Source organism: Spirosoma validum, assembly GCF_014699035.1.
GTDB lineage: Bacteria > Bacteroidota > Bacteroidia > Cytophagales > Spirosomataceae > Spirosoma > Spirosoma validum.
Window position 1 is genome coordinate 198,156 of the sequence record NZ_JACXAA010000003.1, and the last position, 20,491, is coordinate 218,646.

The following is a 20,491-nucleotide window of genomic DNA, read 5'->3' on the forward strand; positions in this document are numbered from 1 at the left end:
TGGTTGTTGTTAATGTCAGCAACTATGCTTTGCACTACTGGCTTTGAAAACTATATACGAACATCTCCGCGAACGTATCCTCGTCCTTGATGGGGCGATGGGGTCCATGATTCAACAGTATAACCTCACCGAAGCCGATTATCGGGGTGAACGGTTTCAGGACTGGCCCCACGATCTGAAGGGGAATAATGATCTGCTGTCGCTAACGAAACCGGAAGTCATTCAGGAAATACACCGCCAGTATCTGGAAGCGGGAGCCGATATTATTGAAACCAATACGTTCAGTGGTACGACCATTGCCATGGCCGATTACCGGATGGAGGGACTGGCTTATGAGCTTAATTACGAATCGGCTCGAATTGCCAAAGAAATAACGGATGAGTTTACACGTCAGAATCCGGATAAGCCGCGTTTTGTGGCTGGGGCTATGGGCCCAACAAACCGTACGGCTTCGCTATCCCCTGATGTCAATAACCCAGCGTACCGGGCCGTTACGTTCGATGATCTGGTTGAAGCGTATTATGAGCAAGTGAGCGGACTGGTCGAAGGTGGGGCTGACTTGTTACTGGTCGAGACTATTTTCGATACGCTCAATGCGAAGGCGGCTATGTTCGCCATTGACAAATATTTCAATCTAAATCCGCAGCAAACGGTACGTCCCATCATGATTTCCGGGACGATTACGGATGCCAGCGGTCGGACACTATCCGGGCAAACGACCGAAGCGTTTCTGTATTCAGTATCGCACTTACCGTTGCTAAGCGTGGGGCTGAACTGTGCGCTCGGTGCTGAACCGATGCGGCCGTATATCCAGACACTTGCTAAGGAATCGCCCTTCTTTACGTCGGCATACCCAAACGCAGGTTTGCCAAATGAATTTGGTGAGTACGATGAAACGCCGGATATGATGGCGTTGCAAATTGAGGATTTCATTAAAAGCAGCTTCGTTAATATCGTTGGCGGTTGCTGCGGGTCTACACCCGATCACATCCGGGCTATTGCGAAGGTGGCGGCTAAGTACCCGCCCCGGCAGTTGCCTGATCCTGAACCGTATCAGAAGCTGAGCGGTCTGGAACCTCTGAAAATTACGGAGCAAACGAACTTCCTGAACGTTGGCGAACGCACGAACGTAACGGGTTCGAAGAAATTTGCCCGACTGGTCAAGGAAGGCAATTACGATGAAGCACTAAGCATTGCCCGCGGGCAGGTCGAAGGTGGTGCACAAGTGATTGACATCAACATGGATGAAGGGATGCTGGATTCCGTGGAGGCTATGACCACCTTCCTGAACCTGATCGCTTCGGAACCTGATATTGCCCGCGTACCGATCATGGTCGATTCGTCGAAATGGGAGGTAATCGAGGCCGGTCTGAAGTGCGTGCAGGGCAAAGCCATTGTGAACTCGATCTCGCTCAAAGAAGGCGAAGAAGCGTTCATCGAACGGGCTAAACTGGTGAAGCGTTACGGGGCAGCTGCGGTCGTGATGGCGTTTGATGAAACCGGCCAGGCTGACTCCTACGAACGACGTATTGAAATCTGTGAACGAGCGTACCGAATACTGGTCGATAAAGTTCAGTTTGCGCCCCAGGACATTATTTTCGACCCAAACATCCTGACTGTTGCGACGGGAATCGAAGAGCACAACAACTATGCTGTTGACTTCATTAACGCTACGCGCTGGATTAAAGAAAACCTGCCACTGGCGAAAGTAAGCGGGGGCGTATCGAATATATCATTCAGCTTTCGGGGGAATGATGTCGTTCGGGAAGCCATGCACTCGGCCTTTCTGTACCACGCCATTCGCGCTGGCATGGATATGGGTATCGTAAACGCCGGGCAACTGGAAGTGTACGACAACATTCCGAAAGAGCTGCTTGAGCGTTGCGAAGACGTATTACTCAACCGTCGGGATGATTCGACAGAGCGATTAGTTGAGTTTGCAGAAACGGTGAAAGCCAAAGGCAAAGTATTTGTTCAGGATGAAAGCTGGCGGCTCGAACCCGTTCGTGAACGGCTTAAATATGCGCTTGTCAAGGGTATCACGGATTATATTGATCAGGACGTAGAGGAAATTCGCCAGCAAGTTGAACGGCCCCTGCACGTGATCGAAGGTCCGTTGATGGATGGCATGAACGTAGTCGGTGACCTATTTGGCGAGGGTAAAATGTTCCTGCCCCAGGTCGTGAAGTCAGCGCGGGTAATGAAAAAAGCAGTTGCTTATCTGACGCCGTTTATTGAAGCGGAAAAGTCAGGGGGCGGCTCGTCAAACGCAGGAAAAATTCTGCTGGCTACGGTCAAAGGCGACGTTCACGACATTGGCAAAAACATTGTTGGAGTCGTTCTGGGCTGTAATAATTACGAGATTATTGACCTTGGGGTAATGGTACCGACTCAGAAGATTCTGGACGCAGCGCGTGAACACCAGGTGGATATTATTGGTCTAAGCGGTCTGATTACCCCCTCGCTCGATGAAATGGTTGGCGTAGCGAAAGAAATGGAGCGGCAGGGCTTTACGTTGCCGCTACTGATCGGTGGCGCCACTACGTCGCGGATGCACACCGCCGTTAAGATCGATCCTCATTATTCAGGGCCCGTTATTCACGTACTGGATGCCAGTCGCAGCGTGCCCGTTGCCGGACGACTTGTGAGCGATACGGAAGGGACAAAAGCAGAGATTTTTCGTGAAATCAAGGCTGAATACGTTAAAATGCGGGATGACCACGCCCGACGTCGGCAGGAAAAAGCCAGTCTGACAATTGATAAAGCCCGCGAGAATCGTACGAAAATTGACTGGAGCCAGTTTGAGCCAACCAAGCCGACATTTCTGGGTAATCGCTATTTTGAGGATTATGACATTGCTGAATTAGCAAAATACATTGACTGGACGCCATTTTTCCAGACGTGGCAACTGAGCGGTAAATACCCCGCCATTTTCGAGGATGCCGTTGTTGGTAAGGAAGCTAAACTGTTGTTCGATGATGCGAATCGGCTTCTGAAGGAAATCATTGACGGAAAACTGTTGAAAGCAAAAGCCGTCGTTGGATTTTTCCCCGCTAATTCAGCCGATGACGACGTATTGCTTCATGATTTTGACGAGCAGACGCGCGATATTCCCTGCGAACGGCATGGTTCTCATCGACATATTGAATATAAAATCAGTCGTGCAGAGTCGAAGGCTTCCGTTAGTCCGGCTGGTGAGTTGATTTACGATACCAAGACGGTGTTGCATTTCCTGCGTCAGCAAAACCAGAAAGCGCCGGGTCTGCCTAACTTCTGTCTGTCGGATTTTATAGCTCCGCTCGAAAGCGGACGGGAAGACTACATCGGTGGCTTTGCCGTAACGGCCGGTATCGGTATTGAAGCGTTGCTGGATAAATACGAACGCGACCACGACGATTACAACAGCATTATGGTAAAAGCCCTTGCCGATCGCTTAGCCGAAGCGTTTGCTGAACGAATGCACGAACGCGTTCGCAAGGAATTCTGGCCGTATGCTACGGGGGAAGTGTTGAGTAACGAACAGCTTATCAAGGAAGATTATCAGGGTATTCGGCCAGCACCCGGTTATCCTGCCTGCCCTGACCATACCGAAAAAGGTACCTTGTTTGAGCTATTAGATGCTGGCAAAACGGGAATTGAACTAACGGAAAGCTACGCTATGTATCCCGCATCGTCGGTTAGCGGGTTCTACTTCTCACATCCTGAGTCGAGATACTTTGCCGTTGGTAAAATCAATAAGGATCAGGTCACTGATTATGCGCAACGAAAAAATATGCCTCTTGAGGAAATTGAGCGATGGCTGGCTCCGGTGCTGAGTTACGATGCGTAATTTATTGAGAAGACATAAAAAAATCCCCCGTGACAGGCCATATCACGGGGGATTTTTTTTATGCTGGATTGAACGCCGAATCCAAAGTTTAAAAATTTATAGCATAGATTCGCATTCATTGCGTCTCTCTTTTTTACTATCAACTTATGTCAATTAACAAGTGGCTGATTATTGGCTTGGTGTATTGTGTTGTTACGTTGATCAACATCAATAAAGCCTATCACATCGATGATACGTTCCATTTAGAAGCGGCCAACTGGATCAGACAGCACCCGTTACGTCCCATGTCGGGATTTATTAACTGGGACGAAAACAAGGAGCCGATGTACATGGCGAATCAGCCACCTTTATATTTTTATTGGGTAGCAATTGTGAGTAGTTTATTCGGAACGGGCGAACTAATTCTACACTTTTTTCAATCAATTTTTACGCTTCTAGCATTAGTCGCTTTTTTCAAAATAACTGAACTTTTAAACCTGAAAAAAGGGCTATTATTAACATCGCTTTTGGCGTTTTGCCCTGCGTTTTTAATCAATCAGAATTTGATGGTGGATATTCCACTCTTGTGTTTTGACTTATGGTTTCTTTACTACCTACTTCAACAGGACGTTCCATCTGAATCGGGCCGTTACTGGAAAGCCAGCCTTATTTTAGGTTTCAGTTTACTGATCAAATACACGAATATTCCTTTATTGGTTGTTCTGTTGATTACGCTGCTCTGGCGCAGGCAATATCGCCTTTTATACGTAGTACTTATTCCTGCTGCTATTTTAGGCCTTTGGTCGTTATGGAACTACGTTGAATTCTCATCAATTCATATTGTTAACAGACCACAAAATCAGAAAACACTGGCCTTATTTACTAAAAATTTACTTGATTTTATTACGTGTCTGGGGGCTATTTCTCCATTTTCACTAGCTTTTTTTGCGGGTTATTTATCCCGGTATAAACTCAGTACGTTACTAATTCCTGTTGTCGCTTTATCATTTATTGTCTTAACGATTGCCACGGTTAAAGATCGGATATTCATTTTAACATCGAATGATATTTTATCCACAGTTTTTTTAATAAATGGTCTACTAACTATAGTATTCGTAGTCGGCAGTGTCTGGCAGAACAGTTTTGTTCGTAATACGTCAATTGATTCGGTAGATGTAATACTGATTATCTGGATAGCTGCGGTGAGTGGATTTGTTATTCTATTCGCTCCGTTTATTGCCAGTCGCCACGTTCTATTAATCATTCCACCCGTACTATTATTGGGAGGCCGTTGGGTCGATACAATTTCTGCAACGAATGCTGTGCAAACGGTTTTGGCTACGGCTTCTATTACAATAATCCTCGCCGTATCTGATTGGCGATTTGCGGATTTTTATCGTCAAAAGGCGAAAGAAGCCGCAAGTATAGTACCCCGTCAACATCGTATCTGGACCGCTGGGCATTGGGGTTGGCAATGGTACGCTCAACAGAACGGGTTTAAAGAAGTGCAGGCCGATTCAATGCAATTCCGGACGGGCGACTATTTAGTGCAACCCCAGGGAATCGACAGCCAGCGAATTCCTGACGGTGTTCGTCTTCAACAGGTCAATTATCTAACCTCTCCTTTCAGTTGGCTGACCTTTATTTCGACCAGTTACTACAACTGTTTTTACGGTCGTGGAGCGGCCTGGGCTTATTCCCGGTTTCCGATCGATACGGTCAAAATATACAGAGTTGCCGTAGTGCCCATTAAACAGAGCCCGGCAGTAGAGTAGGCCATACAGAAACGAGACTTATGGTGTAAAAACACCTGCATATATGGTCCGTGTCATAAGTAGTCTATTCGTCGTTCTTCTACTGGTTGGTCTGACTGCTCCTGAACCCACGCTTCAATTCAAACGCTATTTTGTCGCTGCTGAGAGCTACGAATCAGTCGGTGTATTCGACGTAGACAAAAATGATACGCTCGATATTGTGTCGGGCGATTTCTGGTACGAAGGGCCTGACTTCCGGCGTCGGCATCTGATTGGTAATGAGCCGCGTAAGGATCAATATTTTGACGATTTTTCGACTATTCCCATGGACGTCAATGCCGACGGCCGTATGGATTTCGTAACCGGTGGCTGGTTTGACCAAACGCTACGTTGGGTGGAGAATCCAGGCAATGGCAAAGCCATGTGGCCATTGCATGAAATTGGGAAGGTCGGTAATGTCGAGACTACGCGCGCCTGGGATATCGACGGCGACGGCAAACTCGAAATTGTACCGAACAATCCCGGACATCCTCTGAAGTACATCAAGCTGGTCAGTCCAGGTGAATTTAAAACGATTACGGTAGCCCCAAAGCAGGGGCATGGCCTTGGCTTTGGCGATGTAAATGGAGATGGTCGGGGCGATTTGATCATCAGTGATGGCTGGCTCGAGGCTCCTCAGGATCGTACGTCCGGTTCCTGGACACTCCACGCTGAGTTTGCTCTCGGAACGGCGAGTGTTCCCGTTATCGTCACCGACGTTAATGGCGATAAACGTAACGATCTGATCGTAGGGCAGGGGCATGGCTATGGATTACACTGGTATGAACAAACGCAGGATGGCAGTGGCAAACGCAACTGGACGAAGCATCTGATTGACGATAAAAACTCGCAATACCACTGTCTTGAGTGGACCGATATTACCGGCGATGGTCGTCCGGATCTGATTACGGGCAAGCGGTACCGCGCCCACAACGATGGCGATGCTGGTGCTTATGACCCGGTAGGTCTATATTATTTCACCTGGGATACGTCGAAAAAACAATTTGTGAAGCACGATATATCCTACGGTCCAGCTGGCGTTGGAAAAGGTACGGGCATTTACTTTGCCATCGCTGATTTGCACAAGACAGGTCGTAAAGACATTGTCGTGGCTGGTAAGGACGGTTTGTTTGTCTTTTACAATGTCGGAAATCTGAAAAAATAATAGTCTTTTAACCTATCTATATAGTAGTTTTCTTGTAATTTTATCATTCGTACAATTTCTCTTCCGTAACTTATCTATTTATGCAACGTGCTCAATTAAAGGAGTTTTATGGCTATGGCCTCATCTTACTTGTACTGATAAGCGTTCAGATTTATTCCGTCTATGTGGCTTATACCACTGACCTATCGCTGACCTGGCAGCATTATTTGGGCTTTGGCGCTACTACGTTGGCAGGCATACTTTGGGCGTTTCGCAAACCCCAATACTTGTTTTATGCGCTCGGTTTGACCTTGATTCTGGGCTACGAGAATCTGCTGGGTTTTACACCAACGCTTGATTTTACCTCGACACGCTACTACGTCAACAGCATTGCTTTTCCGATATCGTATCAGGATTTTTCGATGTATATGCTGCTCATCTGGGCTTACGTAGCGCATAGCCGTCTGCGAACGATGATGCAGTCACTATTTGTAAAAAACCTTTAAGAACAGCACATTTACAGCAGGCTTGTTGACCACGTAGTATTTCTGTCCTAAAACAATGCGTCGTTTGGCTCATAAAGGCTGTTATCTTTTATTACGTTGACTGTACAACCAATGTTGACCGCTTACGTAATGAATTGAATTGAAAATGTAAGTATGCGTATCTTCAATTCTGTATGAGTCGGTCAGGTCAATCATAAGTTCGACTTACATGAATGATGAGGAAAGCCAGCGGTTATCATCAAGTAGCCTTAAAGATTATCCTGGTATTGCTTGTTTTGCGAACTATATCCGCGCAGGCCGATCATATCATTGGCGGAGATGTAAGCATGCGCGCTATTGGAACAACACCCGGTCTGTTCCGCTTGCAGCTAAACCAGTATTGGGATGCTACAAAAACCAGTACTGCTAACCAGGATCGCTCGGTAAGATTGCTGATCTATCGCAAACAGAATCCAATACTCGTTGATAGCGTTACGTTGCTTTTACGGGAAACACTACCCCTTACATTTGATAACGCGGCTTGTGCAAAGCTACGTCAGCTAAGCTTTGTGCAAGCATTATATTATGATACGCACCAATTTGATTCCAGGCAGTTCACCGATCCGGGGGGGTACTATATTGTGTGGGAAAGGTGCTGCCGGAACAGTGCGCTGACGAACGTAGATGCAGCTGCAACGGCCGGGGTAGCCATGACATTTTATCTGGAATTTCCTCCCATGATTAAAAATGGGACAAACTTCAAAAACTCGGCCCCTGATTTCCGCTTACCTAATGGCAGTTACATTTGTATCGATAAGCCATTCACGTTTAACGCCGATGCCACCGACGCTGATGGTGACCAACTGCGCTATTCTCTGGTAACACCCCTGAATGGATACACCAGTCGTTCAAACCCAGTCAGCACAAACCTCGCTCCCCAGACTAATTACCCTGCTGTTATGTGGGCACCAGGGTATAGCCTTACCAACATTATTCCGGGAAATCCAGCACTAACAATTAATCAGGGTACTGGGCAACTAAGCGTCCGCGCTTCTCAGGAGGGTTTATTTTTGTTTACGGTGCAATGCGAAGAATTCCGGAATGGCGTACGTATCGGTGTGGTCCGGCGTGATTTTCAACTGCCTGTCGTTGACTGTTCGAAAAATACCCCACCTCCTGCTGTTGTTGTAGCTAACGGGAAAGTAGCGACTGAATTGACCTTGTGCAAAAGCCAGCCGTTAATACTCAGTGTTGAAAAGAATTCGATATGGGCCTATCAATGGCAGAAAGACGGAACAAACCTGCGTGGTTCAACGGCTGATACGCTACAAGTTAGTGAGTCCGGGGTATACACGGTCATTAAAAGTCAAGCGAGTGTATGTGCCAATGACACCATATCGCAGGCGATAAAGGTGACACTGCTGGAAACCCGATCTGTCAGTCTCTCACTAACCGCAAAGCCTTACTGTACAGGTGATACTGTCACTATACAAGCAGAAGGGACCCCCGACACTCAGTTTCGATGGCGCAGGAATGGAACTGAACTAGTAGGGGAGCGGTGGTCTTCAATACGTACTACGCAATCGGGTTCATACAGCGTATTTATAACTTCCGCGTCATCCGTTTGCAATGGGCAGGATAGTGTTAATGTAGTCATTAATACTCTACCAGCTGTTCGGCTTAACGCATCGGCGCTGGTATTTTGTCCAGGTGCAACCGTTCAACTAATTGCCAACAGTAATCAGAGCGGTTCCCGATACGTCTGGCAAACAAATAACGCCAGATTAACGGACACGACCAGCCGCATCGACGCAAAGCAGGCAGGAACGTATCAGGTAACTGTAGCAGCACCATCGGGTTGTACAGCTATATCCGACAAATTAACCCTTACCCAGTACAGTACGCCTGCTGTACAACTGGATTCCATTGCGCCAGTATGTGGTACGGGCGGCCCCATTGTGCCACTCAGTGGACAACCGGCGGGCGGCACCTTCTCGGGGGACGGGGTGCAGGGTAATCAGTTCAATCCGGTAACGGCAGGGGTGGGTCAGCACAAACTAATCTATACCATCATCTCGGATAAGGGATGCCAGGTTACCCAAAGCCGTTCTGTTACTGTGTCATCTGGACCGACAATAACTGGGCAGACTACTTACGGTATCATGAAAGGCAACAGCGTGCAGCTAATTACCCAGACTAACGAGCCTGTTCGTCAGTATTTCTGGGAACCGCCTGCATCGCTGTCACAAACCAATGTGGCTAGCCCAGTGGCTACGCCAACAGTGACAACCAGTTATCAGCTAACTGCCGTTGGTCAGATAGGGTGTCCATCAACATTTACTACGGTGGTCGAAGTAACGGAACCACTCTACATTCCATCGGCATTTTCGCCGAACGCCGATGGCGTAAACGATTCATGGGTGATCCCGAATATCAGTGCTTTTCCCAAATGCGAAGTGTCGATTTTTAACCGCTGGGGCGAACTGGTATTTTATTCAAGGGGCTATTCGCAACCCTGGGATGGCACCTATCAGCAGACTTTCGCTCCGATGGGCAGTTATACGTATCAGATTCAAACGGGAGCTGTTGCTCAACCTTTCACGTATCGGGGCCAGCTGAGTGTTATTCGGTAAACGAATGACGTCATGGTACCAACTGGTTCTTCAATCATAACGTCGTTCGTTTATGAGCCTCATTGTCGCCAGTACGGCATCTCGGCTGAGCTAAATAGCAGTTTACGGGTGATTCCTCCCTGTACCTGCCGATTGATTTCGACCGAGTAAACAGATCGCGTTTCAGTGCCTGTATTGTCGGTATTCGTAAAAATGATTTGCGCACCGTTCGGCGAAAAGCGAGGTTCTAAATCATTCGTACCCGATGGTTTATTCTGGTTGTTCGAATTCTGGGAGGTCTGGTAAGACGACAAGTTGACCAGGCGATTTGTTGTCAGATCGAGCAGGTAGATCCGGGCATCGAGCTGGCGACCCTGCTCGTTCATAAAGCCACTTGAGTCTGCGGAAAAAGTCAGCTGTCGGCCATCGACCGAGAAAACAGGATTTCCAACCCGGTTCGTTTTCTGGCTGTAGACTATTTTGTAGTCGGACCCATCGGCCTGCGAGGTTGCCAGTTCATTATCGTAGATGCTGGTGCCTGTGGTGCGGGTAACGATTCGATTTCCTTGGGGCGTCCAGTCGCAACCGGCAAACACGCGTCCGGAGGGAGCCTGAGATACGACCCGCAGGCCTGTTCCGTCAGTGCGCACAGTAAATAGCCGATCATTGTTCGGGTACAATAAGTAAGTGCCATCCGGTGACCAGCTAAACGACAAGTCGGTCGGGTAGAGCCCGGCGATCGGAACTGTCGTGACCTGTCGCTTGTTGCTGCCATCCGAATTCATCACGAACAAATGCAGATCAGTATTGACGTTGGAGATATAAGCGATCTGCTGTTTGTTCGGGCTGACGATCGGACGCCAGTTACTGCCTTCGCTCGTAAACTGGGCTGCATTACCTGTGGCGTTCGACGCAAATATTTGATACCGTCCGTTTATTCTTCGGGCGAACAGGTAGCTGTAGTCAGGATAAGCCCCCGTAGCAAACGACCAGATAGACCCATTCACGGTATTCACACCGTCTTTCACGATCACCTGCCATAAATAGGTTGTGTTGTATTCCAGATTCGATACAACCAGCGTATCAACTTTCAGTCCCGTATACGATGAAGTAGGCGTAGAGACGCCGGACTTGTACAGCAATACATCATACGTTAAACTATCGCGGTTGGGGTCTGTCGCTTTCCATTTAAGCGTCAGCGTCGTCGATTGCGTAGAGCTGTTGAGACCTGGTGAAACAAGAGTGGGTGCCGTAGGAGGACGATTCTGTGATTTATCGTCGCTGAGCTGAATCGTGATCAGAGGAGACGCATCCGCCGTAGCCGAAACTGTGGCGACCTGTGTTACGTAGCCTGTTTTAGAAGCTTGGAGGGTGTAACTCCCCACCAGTACGCTGTCGAACCGAAAGTTACCGGACGAATCCGTACTGACGACCCGGCTGGTGGGCGAAAGGGTGACCTGTGCATTTCGGGCAGGCTGTTGATTGGCATTATAGACCACCCGACCCCGCACGTTGGTGTATTGAACAGGGTCTACGTATATGTCTTCATTACAACCCCAAAGGACCAGCAGTCCAACAAAAAACAGGGATAGATAGTGTAGCGATTTCATTGGAATCATGACTTTATGAGCTTGATGCAAACGATTATTTTTTGGGAGCGGCCACGGGCTTAGTGACTACGGGGCGGTTTTTGGCTGGGAAACGACCGACATGGATGACCAGGCCAAACGTACCGCGCAAATAATAATCGTTGCGGGTGCCAGCTACTCTACCGTCTAAAGCATCGGTAAAAGGCTGGTTGTACGACAGGGTAGACCGAAAACCGATCACTTTACTGGCTGAGAACTGAATGCCTGCCCCTGCCTGTGCCTGTAGATAGCTGGCCCCCTGCAAATCGAGCGCTGAAGAGCCTGCGCGTGATACAACCCCCGCACCGGCGTAGAGTAGGGGAGTCCAACGCTGATAAGGCATCATTCGAAAAATCAGGTTTCCTTCAAGGGAGGTGATGTTGGCAGAAAAAGCACCTTCACTGGCCAGTGTTCCGGTAGCGGCATTGAGCTGAATCCCAACAACAGGCGTAATGTGAAAATCCAGCGACGCTCCATAAGCACCCTTGTATGTACGGCGGGCATAATCGCCATAATAGCGCATGATACCCGTGTAAGCAGAAAGCGTCAGGAAGGGGGGAGCTACTTCCGGGCGCACGCCAAATACATCGGTTTCGCTCATGACGGCTTTGTCTTTGTCATAAGCGTCAATCACAGTTTTCATGGCGCCCATCGATTTATCGGCTGCTGACCAGAGACCGTCTTTGGTGCCTTCGATGATGAGTCCTTCAACAGCTTTCTCGATGGCTTCCGTAACCGCCATCTGGCCCGGCTCGGTCGTCGTGAATCCGGTCTCGGTTTCGAGTAGCCGTTTGAAACTGACGTACCGAAAAAGGGTAGCGTTAACTGTTTGTGACAGGATGGTCTTGGAGGTGTATATCGTTTTCAGAATCTTACCCGACTTAGTCGATACGGCTCGCAGGTAAACAGTCACCCGGTCCTGACGGTACTGCGTGGCTGCGCCAGCTCCGAAATACTGCAGACCAGCGCCCCCCGTAATAACGTTCGCATCGTATGATACGACCCCACCCTCAAGGATAATCCCGGCGAAGAGCAGCGGAGGAAGGTTTTCGCCCTCTTTAAACTGGGCTACGCTCGAGCGAACGATTTTCCGTTCGTTGAGCAGATTACTGATGTTCTCCCGTTCAATGGCCACGAACCAGCCGCTTTCTTCGAGGGCTTTCAGCAAAATATTCGTAGTACCCTGGGTTACGGCTGTGGAGAAAGTTGATCCAGATTCGATCTGTTTGTATTGACCTGTGAGGTCACGAAACTTATAGACAGCAGCTACGATTTTTTCCTTGACAGGGGGTAGCTGGTGCAGGGTTGTCGTGCTTGGTGTTTCTTCACCCAGACGGGCCCGACGAGCTTTTGTTGGCTGATGAAAATAAGCCGTACAGCCCGATAACAATCCAATTAAGCTGCTCAGGATAAGTGCCTGAACCGCTCTGGCCAGATAGCTTTGCATGGTATGGTAAAAAGAGGCAAGTGGCCGGATAAAGCCACGTAGCAAAGGAGTAAAAGGAAGTAGATCAGAAGTAAGGAATGGTAACGGACGTTTCTCCTCCTTTTCCATCAACAATCCGAACGATTACGCCTGCTGCATCATTGGAAATATCGACCTGAAAATCACCGAATTTGTACGTGCCGGGCTGTAGGGTTGTTTCGCCAAACTGCTTGTTTATCAAACTGCTTGTGATTCGACTAAGTAGCTGGCTCTGAAGGCTCTGAGCAAAATTATTCAGCGTATTATTGCTGGATGAGGACGAAGTCGTCGTTCGTCTGGTTGACGGATCAACGTTTCGGTCCTGCGCCTGCGCCTGGCTAAGCATCCAGGAATAATTAAATGTGTTACCCCCGAAATTAGGATTGTTCGGGTGGTAGACAAACGCCTGAGCCAGTGCGCAGACCGGCACACTAATCAGGAGAAGAAAAGAAAGGACAAGTTGTTTCATGGTTGAAAAAGAATATTGATGACGTCTGCATCAGAACATGCCGCTGCCACGCTGATCTTCACTTTCAAGTGAGCGTTGCACTTCCTGATAATTCAATACATATTGATTGATTGTTTCAGCCGCATTATTGGCATACAGTTCAAGAATTTCCTGTCGTATCTGAACGTAGTTTTGCCAGATCAGCTGGTCGTTCAATGACACAGATATGATGCTGGTGCCAACGCCGAACGCGGGTAGTTCGTCGATAGTAACGATGAACGCATTGAGATCCAACTCAAGGTTTGGCGTTATTTTCTGAGCTGTATCAGCGGCTGCAACTGGTCCGACAGCCTTGGGTAATTCGGCATAATGCCTGAAGAACGCTTCGTAAAAATCACGACCAATTTTCGATCGGGTATTATCCAGCAATAAGGTTTCTGTTCCTTCTTCAGTGATCACAGCCTCATTCATGGTCTCCTCGATGAGCTTCCCATCAAGCTCAGGGTCCTGGGCGTAGCAAACAGACGTAAAGCTTAGTAAAAAACTGAAAAAAATGTAGCGTAACGAATGCATGATTAATTGCCAATAACTTTTCCCTGCTGTATGGTAATGGATGCTCCCCCCGTCTGTTCGATGTGCAGATTCGGAATACCACTCCCCTGAAACAGGTTTGTATTGTCGAGGGTCAGTGAGTTGTTCCCGTATCCCTGTTTTACTTCAAGGCGTTCGTTATTTTTCTGGAGGCCCTGCATCTGAATCCGATCGCCCCCATCCTGCGCTAATACGTACTGATTGTTACTGCCGTTCAGCCCGAATGAGATCGAATTTCCGGTACCTGTCTGGTTAAGAAGCACGCTGTTATTGACTCCGGTCAAGGTTGCATCTACAAAATTCAGGCCTGTATACTGATTGACCTCTAGTCGATTTTGCGCACCAGACAAGACCGACAGCATCGCCGTATTGGCGCCACCTTCCTGCCGGGTGACAACTTCATTTTGCGAAGAGGCCGCAGGAAGACTGGCCGTACTCAAGCGTAGTGTAGCTTGTGTCTGGGTCGGAATTGTCGGTAAATTCCAGTAGGCATCCAGCGTACCACCTGTTACCAGATTGGTCTGAGCTTCAGCAAATAAACTAAAAAAGCAGAAGACAACTAGAAGGTGGCGGCTCATAACGATGAGGCATATTTTTTAGACTATAAAGATAATAAATATTAGAAATCATAAGAAAAAAATAGAACGATCGAATGAAATAATCTTCCGGTAAGAACTACGCTTATTTATTGATTACGGTATAAACAACTATTTTCCATGACCAGTTGTCCGAGTTCAGACTAAGCGGGTCATGGAAAAACTAACAAGTCAGTTTATTTAGCTAATTCGTTCTACTCTTTCGGCTTTTTTCGATCCACCTTCTTTTTCCGATCAGTTACGTTGCCGCTGGATTGATAGACACTGATGGAGTTGCCATCTTTTGTCTGATTGATGATCGTTTCGCCTTCGCCTGACTGAGTCGCGTTGACTGAATTCTGGGAATCGGTCGTGTTGGTATCGGCATTTCCCTGATTGATGGTAGCGACATTGCCCGAGCCTGACTGAACGACCGATACGTGGTTTGAAGGACGAGCACTTGCCTGATTGATAACCGACGTATTGCTGGCCCCCTGCTGAATAACAGAAACTTCATGAGGGCCGCCTTGTTGATTGATTACAACTGAATTTTGTGCTAGAGCCGTTGTGCCGCTCAATGCAGCTAGGCCGAGAAAGATAATACGTTTCATGATTATTGTTTGTTGTTATGGTTAAAAAGCAAAAGTATGCTTTAATTACTCGACTGGTTGATCATCAGCATGTTACCAGACCCAGCCTGGATTACATGCGCTGCGTTCCCGGTTCCGGTCTGACTAATATACAACTTATTATCGGACCCTATCTGTCGGGCCATTGTATCCGCATTCAGTCCGGCAACAATATTTCCATTTCCTGATTGGTTGATCATGGCCATGTTATTCGCGCCGATCTGCTGATTCCGGCTGATGTTGTTCAGCTTCTCCTGTATGACCGATGTGATATTCCCGCTCGACAAACCGTCTTCATAAGACCCCTGGAATACTTCCGCCAGATTATTACCATTCCCTCCGCCGAAACTGTTCTGATTCTGCACAATGCTGGTCTGACTGGCTGTGCTCCGGGTCTGACGGATCAGTGCTGTATTTGCCGAGCCCGCCGGATACTGATCGACGTAAGCGTTGCTGTTGCTGACCGATAGCGTCTGATAAATCTGGGCATTATGTCCATCACCAGACTGCCCAATACGGGCTATGTTATCGTGACTATTGATGCTTTGGTCAATAACCGCTGTGCCGTTGTTGACGGGTATCCAGCCATTTGGGTATTGCCCTGTCGGGCCGTCGCCCCCCATGTTGATCGTTGCCGTATTGTTATTGGAGCTTTGAAGCTGGCTAATTCGGGTTTCTTTATTGTTATTTCCGTATTGATTTAAATACGCTTTGTTATTAGAGCTGAAATAGTTTTGTAAGATGCTGGTAATTAAATTGTTGTTACCCTGCTGATATAGAGTAGCCGTGTTGCCAACCGCGCTTCCGCCACTGGTACTTTGCTGTTCGATCGTTCCTTTGTTGTTGTTTCCATGTTGCGTGAGAGTCGCTTTATTTTCTGATGATGTGTAGCTCTGTTCGATCTTAGCCTGAGAGTTAGTGCCCTGTTGACTGATGGTGGCTGTGTTGTAGGAACTGGAACTACGCTGCCAAATCTCAGCAGTGTTACCATGGCTGGACTGGTCGATCTGAGCATCATTGAAAAAGCTTTGTTTTTCTTGAGCAATGGCCGCTCTATTATCCGAAACGGCATTGTTCAAAGAGCCCTGTCGGATCTGTGCGTTGTTGCCTTCCGCTTCTTTGCTTTGGCTGATGCTTGTCTCCCTGTTGCCGGTACCGTATTGATCTATAGAACCGTAATTGCCACTGCTGTAAATCTGCTGATCGATTACAGAAGCATTACCCGCGCCCTGTTGGAAAATAGTGCCGTAGTTTCCTGTTCCTACTATGCCTAAACCCGGCGACGTACTGCGAAAAGTCGTTCCTCCGCTGTTGCTCGCCTGATTGATAGCGGCCGAGTTAGCTAGAGATGCTAAAGGGCCGCCCCCTTTCTGGACAATAGTTGCTTGATTATAAGCCGACCCATAATCCTGAAGAACGTTGGCAATCTGATAGCTACCCGATTGGTCTGTCTGCATCTGATTGTTTTTGTTACGTATATTATTGGGGTTACTGCCCTGCGTAACTGTAGATATTAGATTCGCACCAGACTGACTTTGATGGCTGGTCTGGTTAGTACCAACCTGATTAAGCGTAGCGGTATTCTGCGCATAACTCTCGGCCACAAAAACCAACAAGGCGAAAGCAGTAAGAACCTTTTTTTTCATGATAGGGAGACTATAAACTAAATATAAAGGCCGCTAAATCCTTCAGACTGCTTACTGACACTGTTTCGATTTGTTGCTTAAATGACTTGGTGAGAATCCTGTTGAAAGGCGCCGTTTTGTGTGGTCGTGCTTTTATGCTCTGTGCCAGACTGGTCTATAGTAGCTTGTTTCGACTGGCCAATCTGCGAGCTTGATGAGTTGTTATTGTTCCCATTTTGATTCAAAGTCGCGTTGTTATTTTGAGCGAAACTGCTTGTAGCAACAGCAATCGCTGCTATACCGGTGAGGATTATACGTTTCATGGCAAAGTTTGGAGAAAGCAGCGATCTGCTGCAAAAGGAGAGGATAAGGAACCAAACGCTGTACCCAGGAAGAGCAGTAAGTTAAACCAAAGCCTTTAGCTACGTTTACGCTGACCAGGGGGCCAGTTACTTTAAAAGAGTACCCGTAAAGAGTACCCTTTTAAAGCGAATTATAGCAAAAGCAAGTATTTCTAATTAGGGAGCAACACTGCCTTGTGTGATTTTGCCGACGTTACCCGTACCATTCTGACCTACCGAAGCCGTGTTAAAATTACTGTTCTGGCTAATCATGAGGCTGTTAGACGTGCCGATCTGAGTAGCGATGTCGCCACTCAACCCTTTGATTACGTTGTTGTTGCCAATTTGAGAGAGGTCAGCAGTATTCAGAACGCCTGTCTGCCCAAGCTTAGCTGTATTCAAATTGCCTTTCTGCGTAATGGTAGCCGTGTTCCCATCGCCAGTAGTCGCATCACCCTGCTTAATATATGCTACGTTTTTTTCACCGGTTTGAGTAAATGTAGCATACGTGCCTCCCTGACCGCTAACGTTATCGGCCTGGTCGAGTGTTGCTTCGTTGCTCGTACCGTTTTGGGTGAAGTTAGCCGTAGCCGCCGACCCGCTGTAGCTCGCCTGCTCAGACGTGATCTTGTTTGACGTTCCCGTTTGAGTCGAGTAAGCGTACGAACTTCCCTGTAATTTCTGAGTAAAGCTGGCCGAGTTCGTTGTTCCGGACTGCGTAGACTGCAGGTAATTACCAGATCCTATCTGGCTAGAGGTCAGGATATTACTACCCGCTCCAGACGAACCGTTGTTTTGTGTAACTAAGGCCTGGTTTTGGCCAGCTTGTTTTATTGTTGCTTGTTGGCTATTTCCAGATTGATCGAGCGTAGCTTGGTTTTGAGCAAAAGTAGTGCTGATTGCACAAGCGATAGCGAGGGAAAGAAATACTTTTTTCATGATTTGTAAAAGGAGTAAATAAAAATGGTTAAAATGAAAAAGATGATTTTTGGGCGGTTATCCGCCACACCGTAGGGATACTTCACTCAGCAACCTGATTGTTGACCAATCAATCCGGGTACTTTAATTGTCGTCCGTTCCATGTAGTCCTTTGGTAAGGGTTCAGGCTTGATCATTCCGTAAGTAATTCTCCCTGTTTGGGCTGATTGATACGTAGTGATCGTCGTTGGGAAACCATGTCGGCATCCGCATGCTCATCTTACTTTCTATATAATTTGATAACGAAAGTTCTATTTTGTAAATAAGTTCTATAGATTTTGTATGATGTAGTTGTAATTGACTAGTCAAAACCAGTATATCACATGGGTTCTCGAACAGGTAGGCGTGTGATTACTTAGGGAGTATTATATCCCATTGAACCGCTCAGGCCAAAAAATAAATCAGGAAACAAATTGATGAAACGATGATTCTACGATCAGAGAGATACGAGAATGGAGTAAGGCAAGCGCCAGGCTTTGTACCTATAAAGCAAATGATTGCAGTCAGAAGTTGTCAAGGAAAGTTTCATAAAAAAAGAGGATGTATAAGCCAAGTCAATTGTAACTTATCTGTATTAATACTGAGTAATGCAGATTTGATAAACTGATTTAGCTTTTGGTTATGTCAAAGGTATACAGCCTTTTTTGAAAAACAATTGTTATATTGAATCTAGGTATTTTCATAAAATTATAGACATGCCTGCTTTTGCTGAATAGTCTACACCATTTTTTTATTATATGAAGAATAACCATTTCTATAACTTACTGACTTTCAAGTCAGATAATCATTTAGTCAATGTTCATCTATGTATACTATAATAAGATAATAAATTAGTTATTAGTGTACTCGTACCAGGCTATGTAGGTAAAATCTAGTGACCAAATTTACTAAACGGTACTACTTTTATAAATTAATGCATACTGTTTTCAAACAAAATGAAAAGATATCTGTATGTATAAGGGAAGTGATAATTTGTTAATTAAAACTACTTTTATTGTTAAAAAATAACTTAACAATAAAAGTAGTTTTCTAATTTAAATAACAATAGACAAAAAATGGTGCCAATCATATGCTACTATTAGTATTAGTTTTAGGGAAATTTTGTTTGAATTTTACACTTACGGAGCCAGTTGTTTTTATCAGAAATAGATATGAGTTTGCCTGAGATTTAAATCTGTTCAGTAGCAAATGTTTCTTACATTATATGAATAAGCGAAAGCCGTTTGTTTATAGACCACGATCGGCACTTGACGAAAAAATCAGCCTAACACAGAGCAGACAATCTGTATGGTGTTGGATTAAGAAAATAGCGTCCAAACGAAAAGCAGATCATACTGGACAATCTGCTTTTCGTTTGGACGCTGGACGCTTACCAACAGCACTGATCAATGTAAATAACTGTATTAAAGATACTGTGGTATTTACCAGGTTCGTTTGCTCATTACTTTGTCCAGTTCGGGGCGGGTCATCGTGCCCAATTCTGGATGCTGCCCCAGCCATTTAAGAAATTCCGTTTTGATTTCGTCGGTCCACTGGCTGTCGATCTGTCCGGTTGTATACCGTCCTGACTTGACTGTTTCGAAGCCAAACTGATCTTTGCGGGTAACAAACTCACAGGTCGTAACTACCTGTTCGGCCATATGCGCCGGAACAAAAAGCACGCCCTCCCGTTGCGCAATCACCAAATCGCCTGGCAATACCATCGTGCCGCCAATACGTATCGGCGAATTCAAGCCCATTAATACCATTTCTTCCAGAAAAGACGGGTGAAAATCGCGGACGAAGGCATTGAATCCTTTAATGTTCTGCAACTCCTGTAAATCTCTGGCGGCTCCGTTGAAAATGACGCCATTGCCGGTTTTGCTAAAAATAGCATTCCCTAACGTAGCGCCGACGAGCGTTCCGCCACCGATTTTACCAAAGCCGTCTGCTACGTAGACATCGCCCCTGGTAAGCACTTCGATGGGCCAGGTATTGGTGTTCCCCTTCCTACCTTGTTTGCTTATGCCACGCTCTTTGATGTTTTTTTCAACGTCGGGTCGACTGGGCATGAACATAGCCGTAACGGCTCGACCTGCAACCACTACGTCGTTGTGAATGACTTTCCAGTTGCCTTCAAACTGATTGGTGTAGCCTTCGTTTTTTAAAACCGTCCAGGCGTCGTCAATGCCGATATTCCTGGCCCGTTCAATTAGCGCATCCGGAATTTTAGGACGCCCATCCGGAAAGCGCTCGCCTTTCCACTCGGAGGTTAAAAACGTCAATTCATCTTTCGGCATTGTTTGAGCGAACGTAGCACCTTTGACGAAAAAAATGGTAATGAGAGAAACTAAGAGAGCAATTCTGGACTTCATCGATCGGATAAATTA

Annotated in this window: 15 protein-coding genes; 5 read left to right on the forward strand and 10 right to left on the reverse strand. The window is 46.8% G+C overall.

Annotation, left to right across the window (positions count from 1 at the left end):
• The first annotated feature begins 43 nt into the window (after nt 1-43).
• The 5 genes from metH (at nt 44) to IC230_RS09600 (ending at nt 9,863) form a co-directional block, all read left to right on the forward strand.
• Nucleotides 44-3,829, forward strand: a complete 3,786-nt coding sequence (metH, locus tag IC230_RS09580; protein WP_191038771.1) for a methionine synthase — start codon at nt 44-46, stop codon at nt 3,827-3,829.
• Nucleotides 3,830-3,975: 146 nt separating this feature from the next.
• Nucleotides 3,976-5,583 carry an ArnT family glycosyltransferase gene (locus IC230_RS09585; protein ID WP_223860553.1) on the forward strand — a complete coding sequence of 536 codons (1,608 nt, stop codon included), beginning with the start codon at nt 3,976-3,978 and terminating at the stop codon, nt 5,581-5,583.
• Between the two features lie 43 nt (nt 5,584-5,626).
• On the forward strand, nt 5,627-6,766 hold the full coding sequence (locus tag IC230_RS09590) for an FG-GAP repeat domain-containing protein (protein WP_191038772.1): 1,140 nt from the start codon (nt 5,627-5,629) through the stop codon (nt 6,764-6,766).
• An 80-nt stretch (nt 6,767-6,846) separates the two neighbouring features.
• Nucleotides 6,847-7,251 (forward strand): hypothetical protein, encoded by a 405-nt coding sequence (locus IC230_RS09595; RefSeq protein ID WP_191038773.1) that lies wholly within the window; start codon nt 6,847-6,849, stop codon nt 7,249-7,251.
• A 212-nt stretch (nt 7,252-7,463) separates the two neighbouring features.
• A complete protein-coding gene (locus IC230_RS09600; RefSeq protein WP_223860563.1) occupies nt 7,464-9,863 on the forward strand; it encodes a gliding motility-associated C-terminal domain-containing protein in 2,400 nt (799 codons plus the stop codon).
• A gap of 59 nt (nt 9,864-9,922) precedes the next feature.
• On the opposite strand, the gene IC230_RS09605 is transcribed toward IC230_RS09600, so the two are convergent.
• The 10 genes from IC230_RS09605 to IC230_RS09650 form a co-directional block, all read right to left on the reverse strand.
• Entirely contained in the window at nt 9,923-11,452 is a 1,530-nt protein-coding gene (locus IC230_RS09605) for a carboxypeptidase regulatory-like domain-containing protein (RefSeq protein WP_191038774.1), read from the reverse strand.
• A gap of 34 nt (nt 11,453-11,486) precedes the next feature.
• Nucleotides 11,487-12,917 carry a CsgG/HfaB family protein gene (locus IC230_RS09610; RefSeq protein WP_191038775.1) on the reverse strand — a complete coding sequence of 477 codons (1,431 nt, stop codon included), beginning with the start codon at nt 12,915-12,917 and terminating at the stop codon, nt 11,487-11,489.
• Between the two features lie 64 nt (nt 12,918-12,981).
• Nucleotides 12,982-13,404: a curli production assembly/transport component CsgF gene (locus IC230_RS09615; protein ID WP_191038776.1), complete on the reverse strand. Its 423-nt coding sequence runs from the start codon at nt 13,402-13,404 to the stop codon at nt 12,982-12,984.
• Nucleotides 13,405-13,434: 30 nt separating this feature from the next.
• Nucleotides 13,435-13,956, reverse strand: coding sequence for a CsgE family curli-type amyloid fiber assembly protein (locus tag IC230_RS09620; RefSeq protein ID WP_191038777.1), 522 nt, complete (start codon nt 13,954-13,956; stop codon nt 13,435-13,437).
• Between the two features lie 2 nt (nt 13,957-13,958).
• Nucleotides 13,959-14,552, reverse strand: a complete 594-nt coding sequence (locus tag IC230_RS09625) for a hypothetical protein (RefSeq protein WP_191038778.1) — start codon at nt 14,550-14,552, stop codon at nt 13,959-13,961.
• Nucleotides 14,553-14,764: 212 nt separating this feature from the next.
• The gene (locus IC230_RS09630; RefSeq protein ID WP_191038779.1) at nt 14,765-15,160 is read right to left on the reverse strand and encodes a hypothetical protein; all 396 of its coding nucleotides are present in this window, start codon (nt 15,158-15,160) and stop codon (nt 14,765-14,767) included.
• Between the two features lie 41 nt (nt 15,161-15,201).
• Nucleotides 15,202-16,824, reverse strand: a complete 1,623-nt coding sequence (locus IC230_RS09635; RefSeq protein WP_191038780.1) for a hypothetical protein — start codon at nt 16,822-16,824, stop codon at nt 15,202-15,204.
• 77 nt (nt 16,825-16,901) lie between these two features.
• Nucleotides 16,902-17,126, reverse strand: coding sequence for a hypothetical protein (locus IC230_RS09640; protein WP_191038781.1), 225 nt, complete (start codon nt 17,124-17,126; stop codon nt 16,902-16,904).
• A 195-nt stretch (nt 17,127-17,321) separates the two neighbouring features.
• The gene (locus tag IC230_RS09645; RefSeq protein ID WP_191038782.1) at nt 17,322-18,083 is read right to left on the reverse strand and encodes a hypothetical protein; all 762 of its coding nucleotides are present in this window, start codon (nt 18,081-18,083) and stop codon (nt 17,322-17,324) included.
• Nucleotides 18,084-19,543: 1,460 nt separating this feature from the next.
• The gene (locus IC230_RS09650; protein WP_191038783.1) at nt 19,544-20,476 is read right to left on the reverse strand and encodes an RraA family protein; all 933 of its coding nucleotides are present in this window, start codon (nt 20,474-20,476) and stop codon (nt 19,544-19,546) included.
• Between the last annotated feature and the right edge of the window lie 15 nt (nt 20,477-20,491).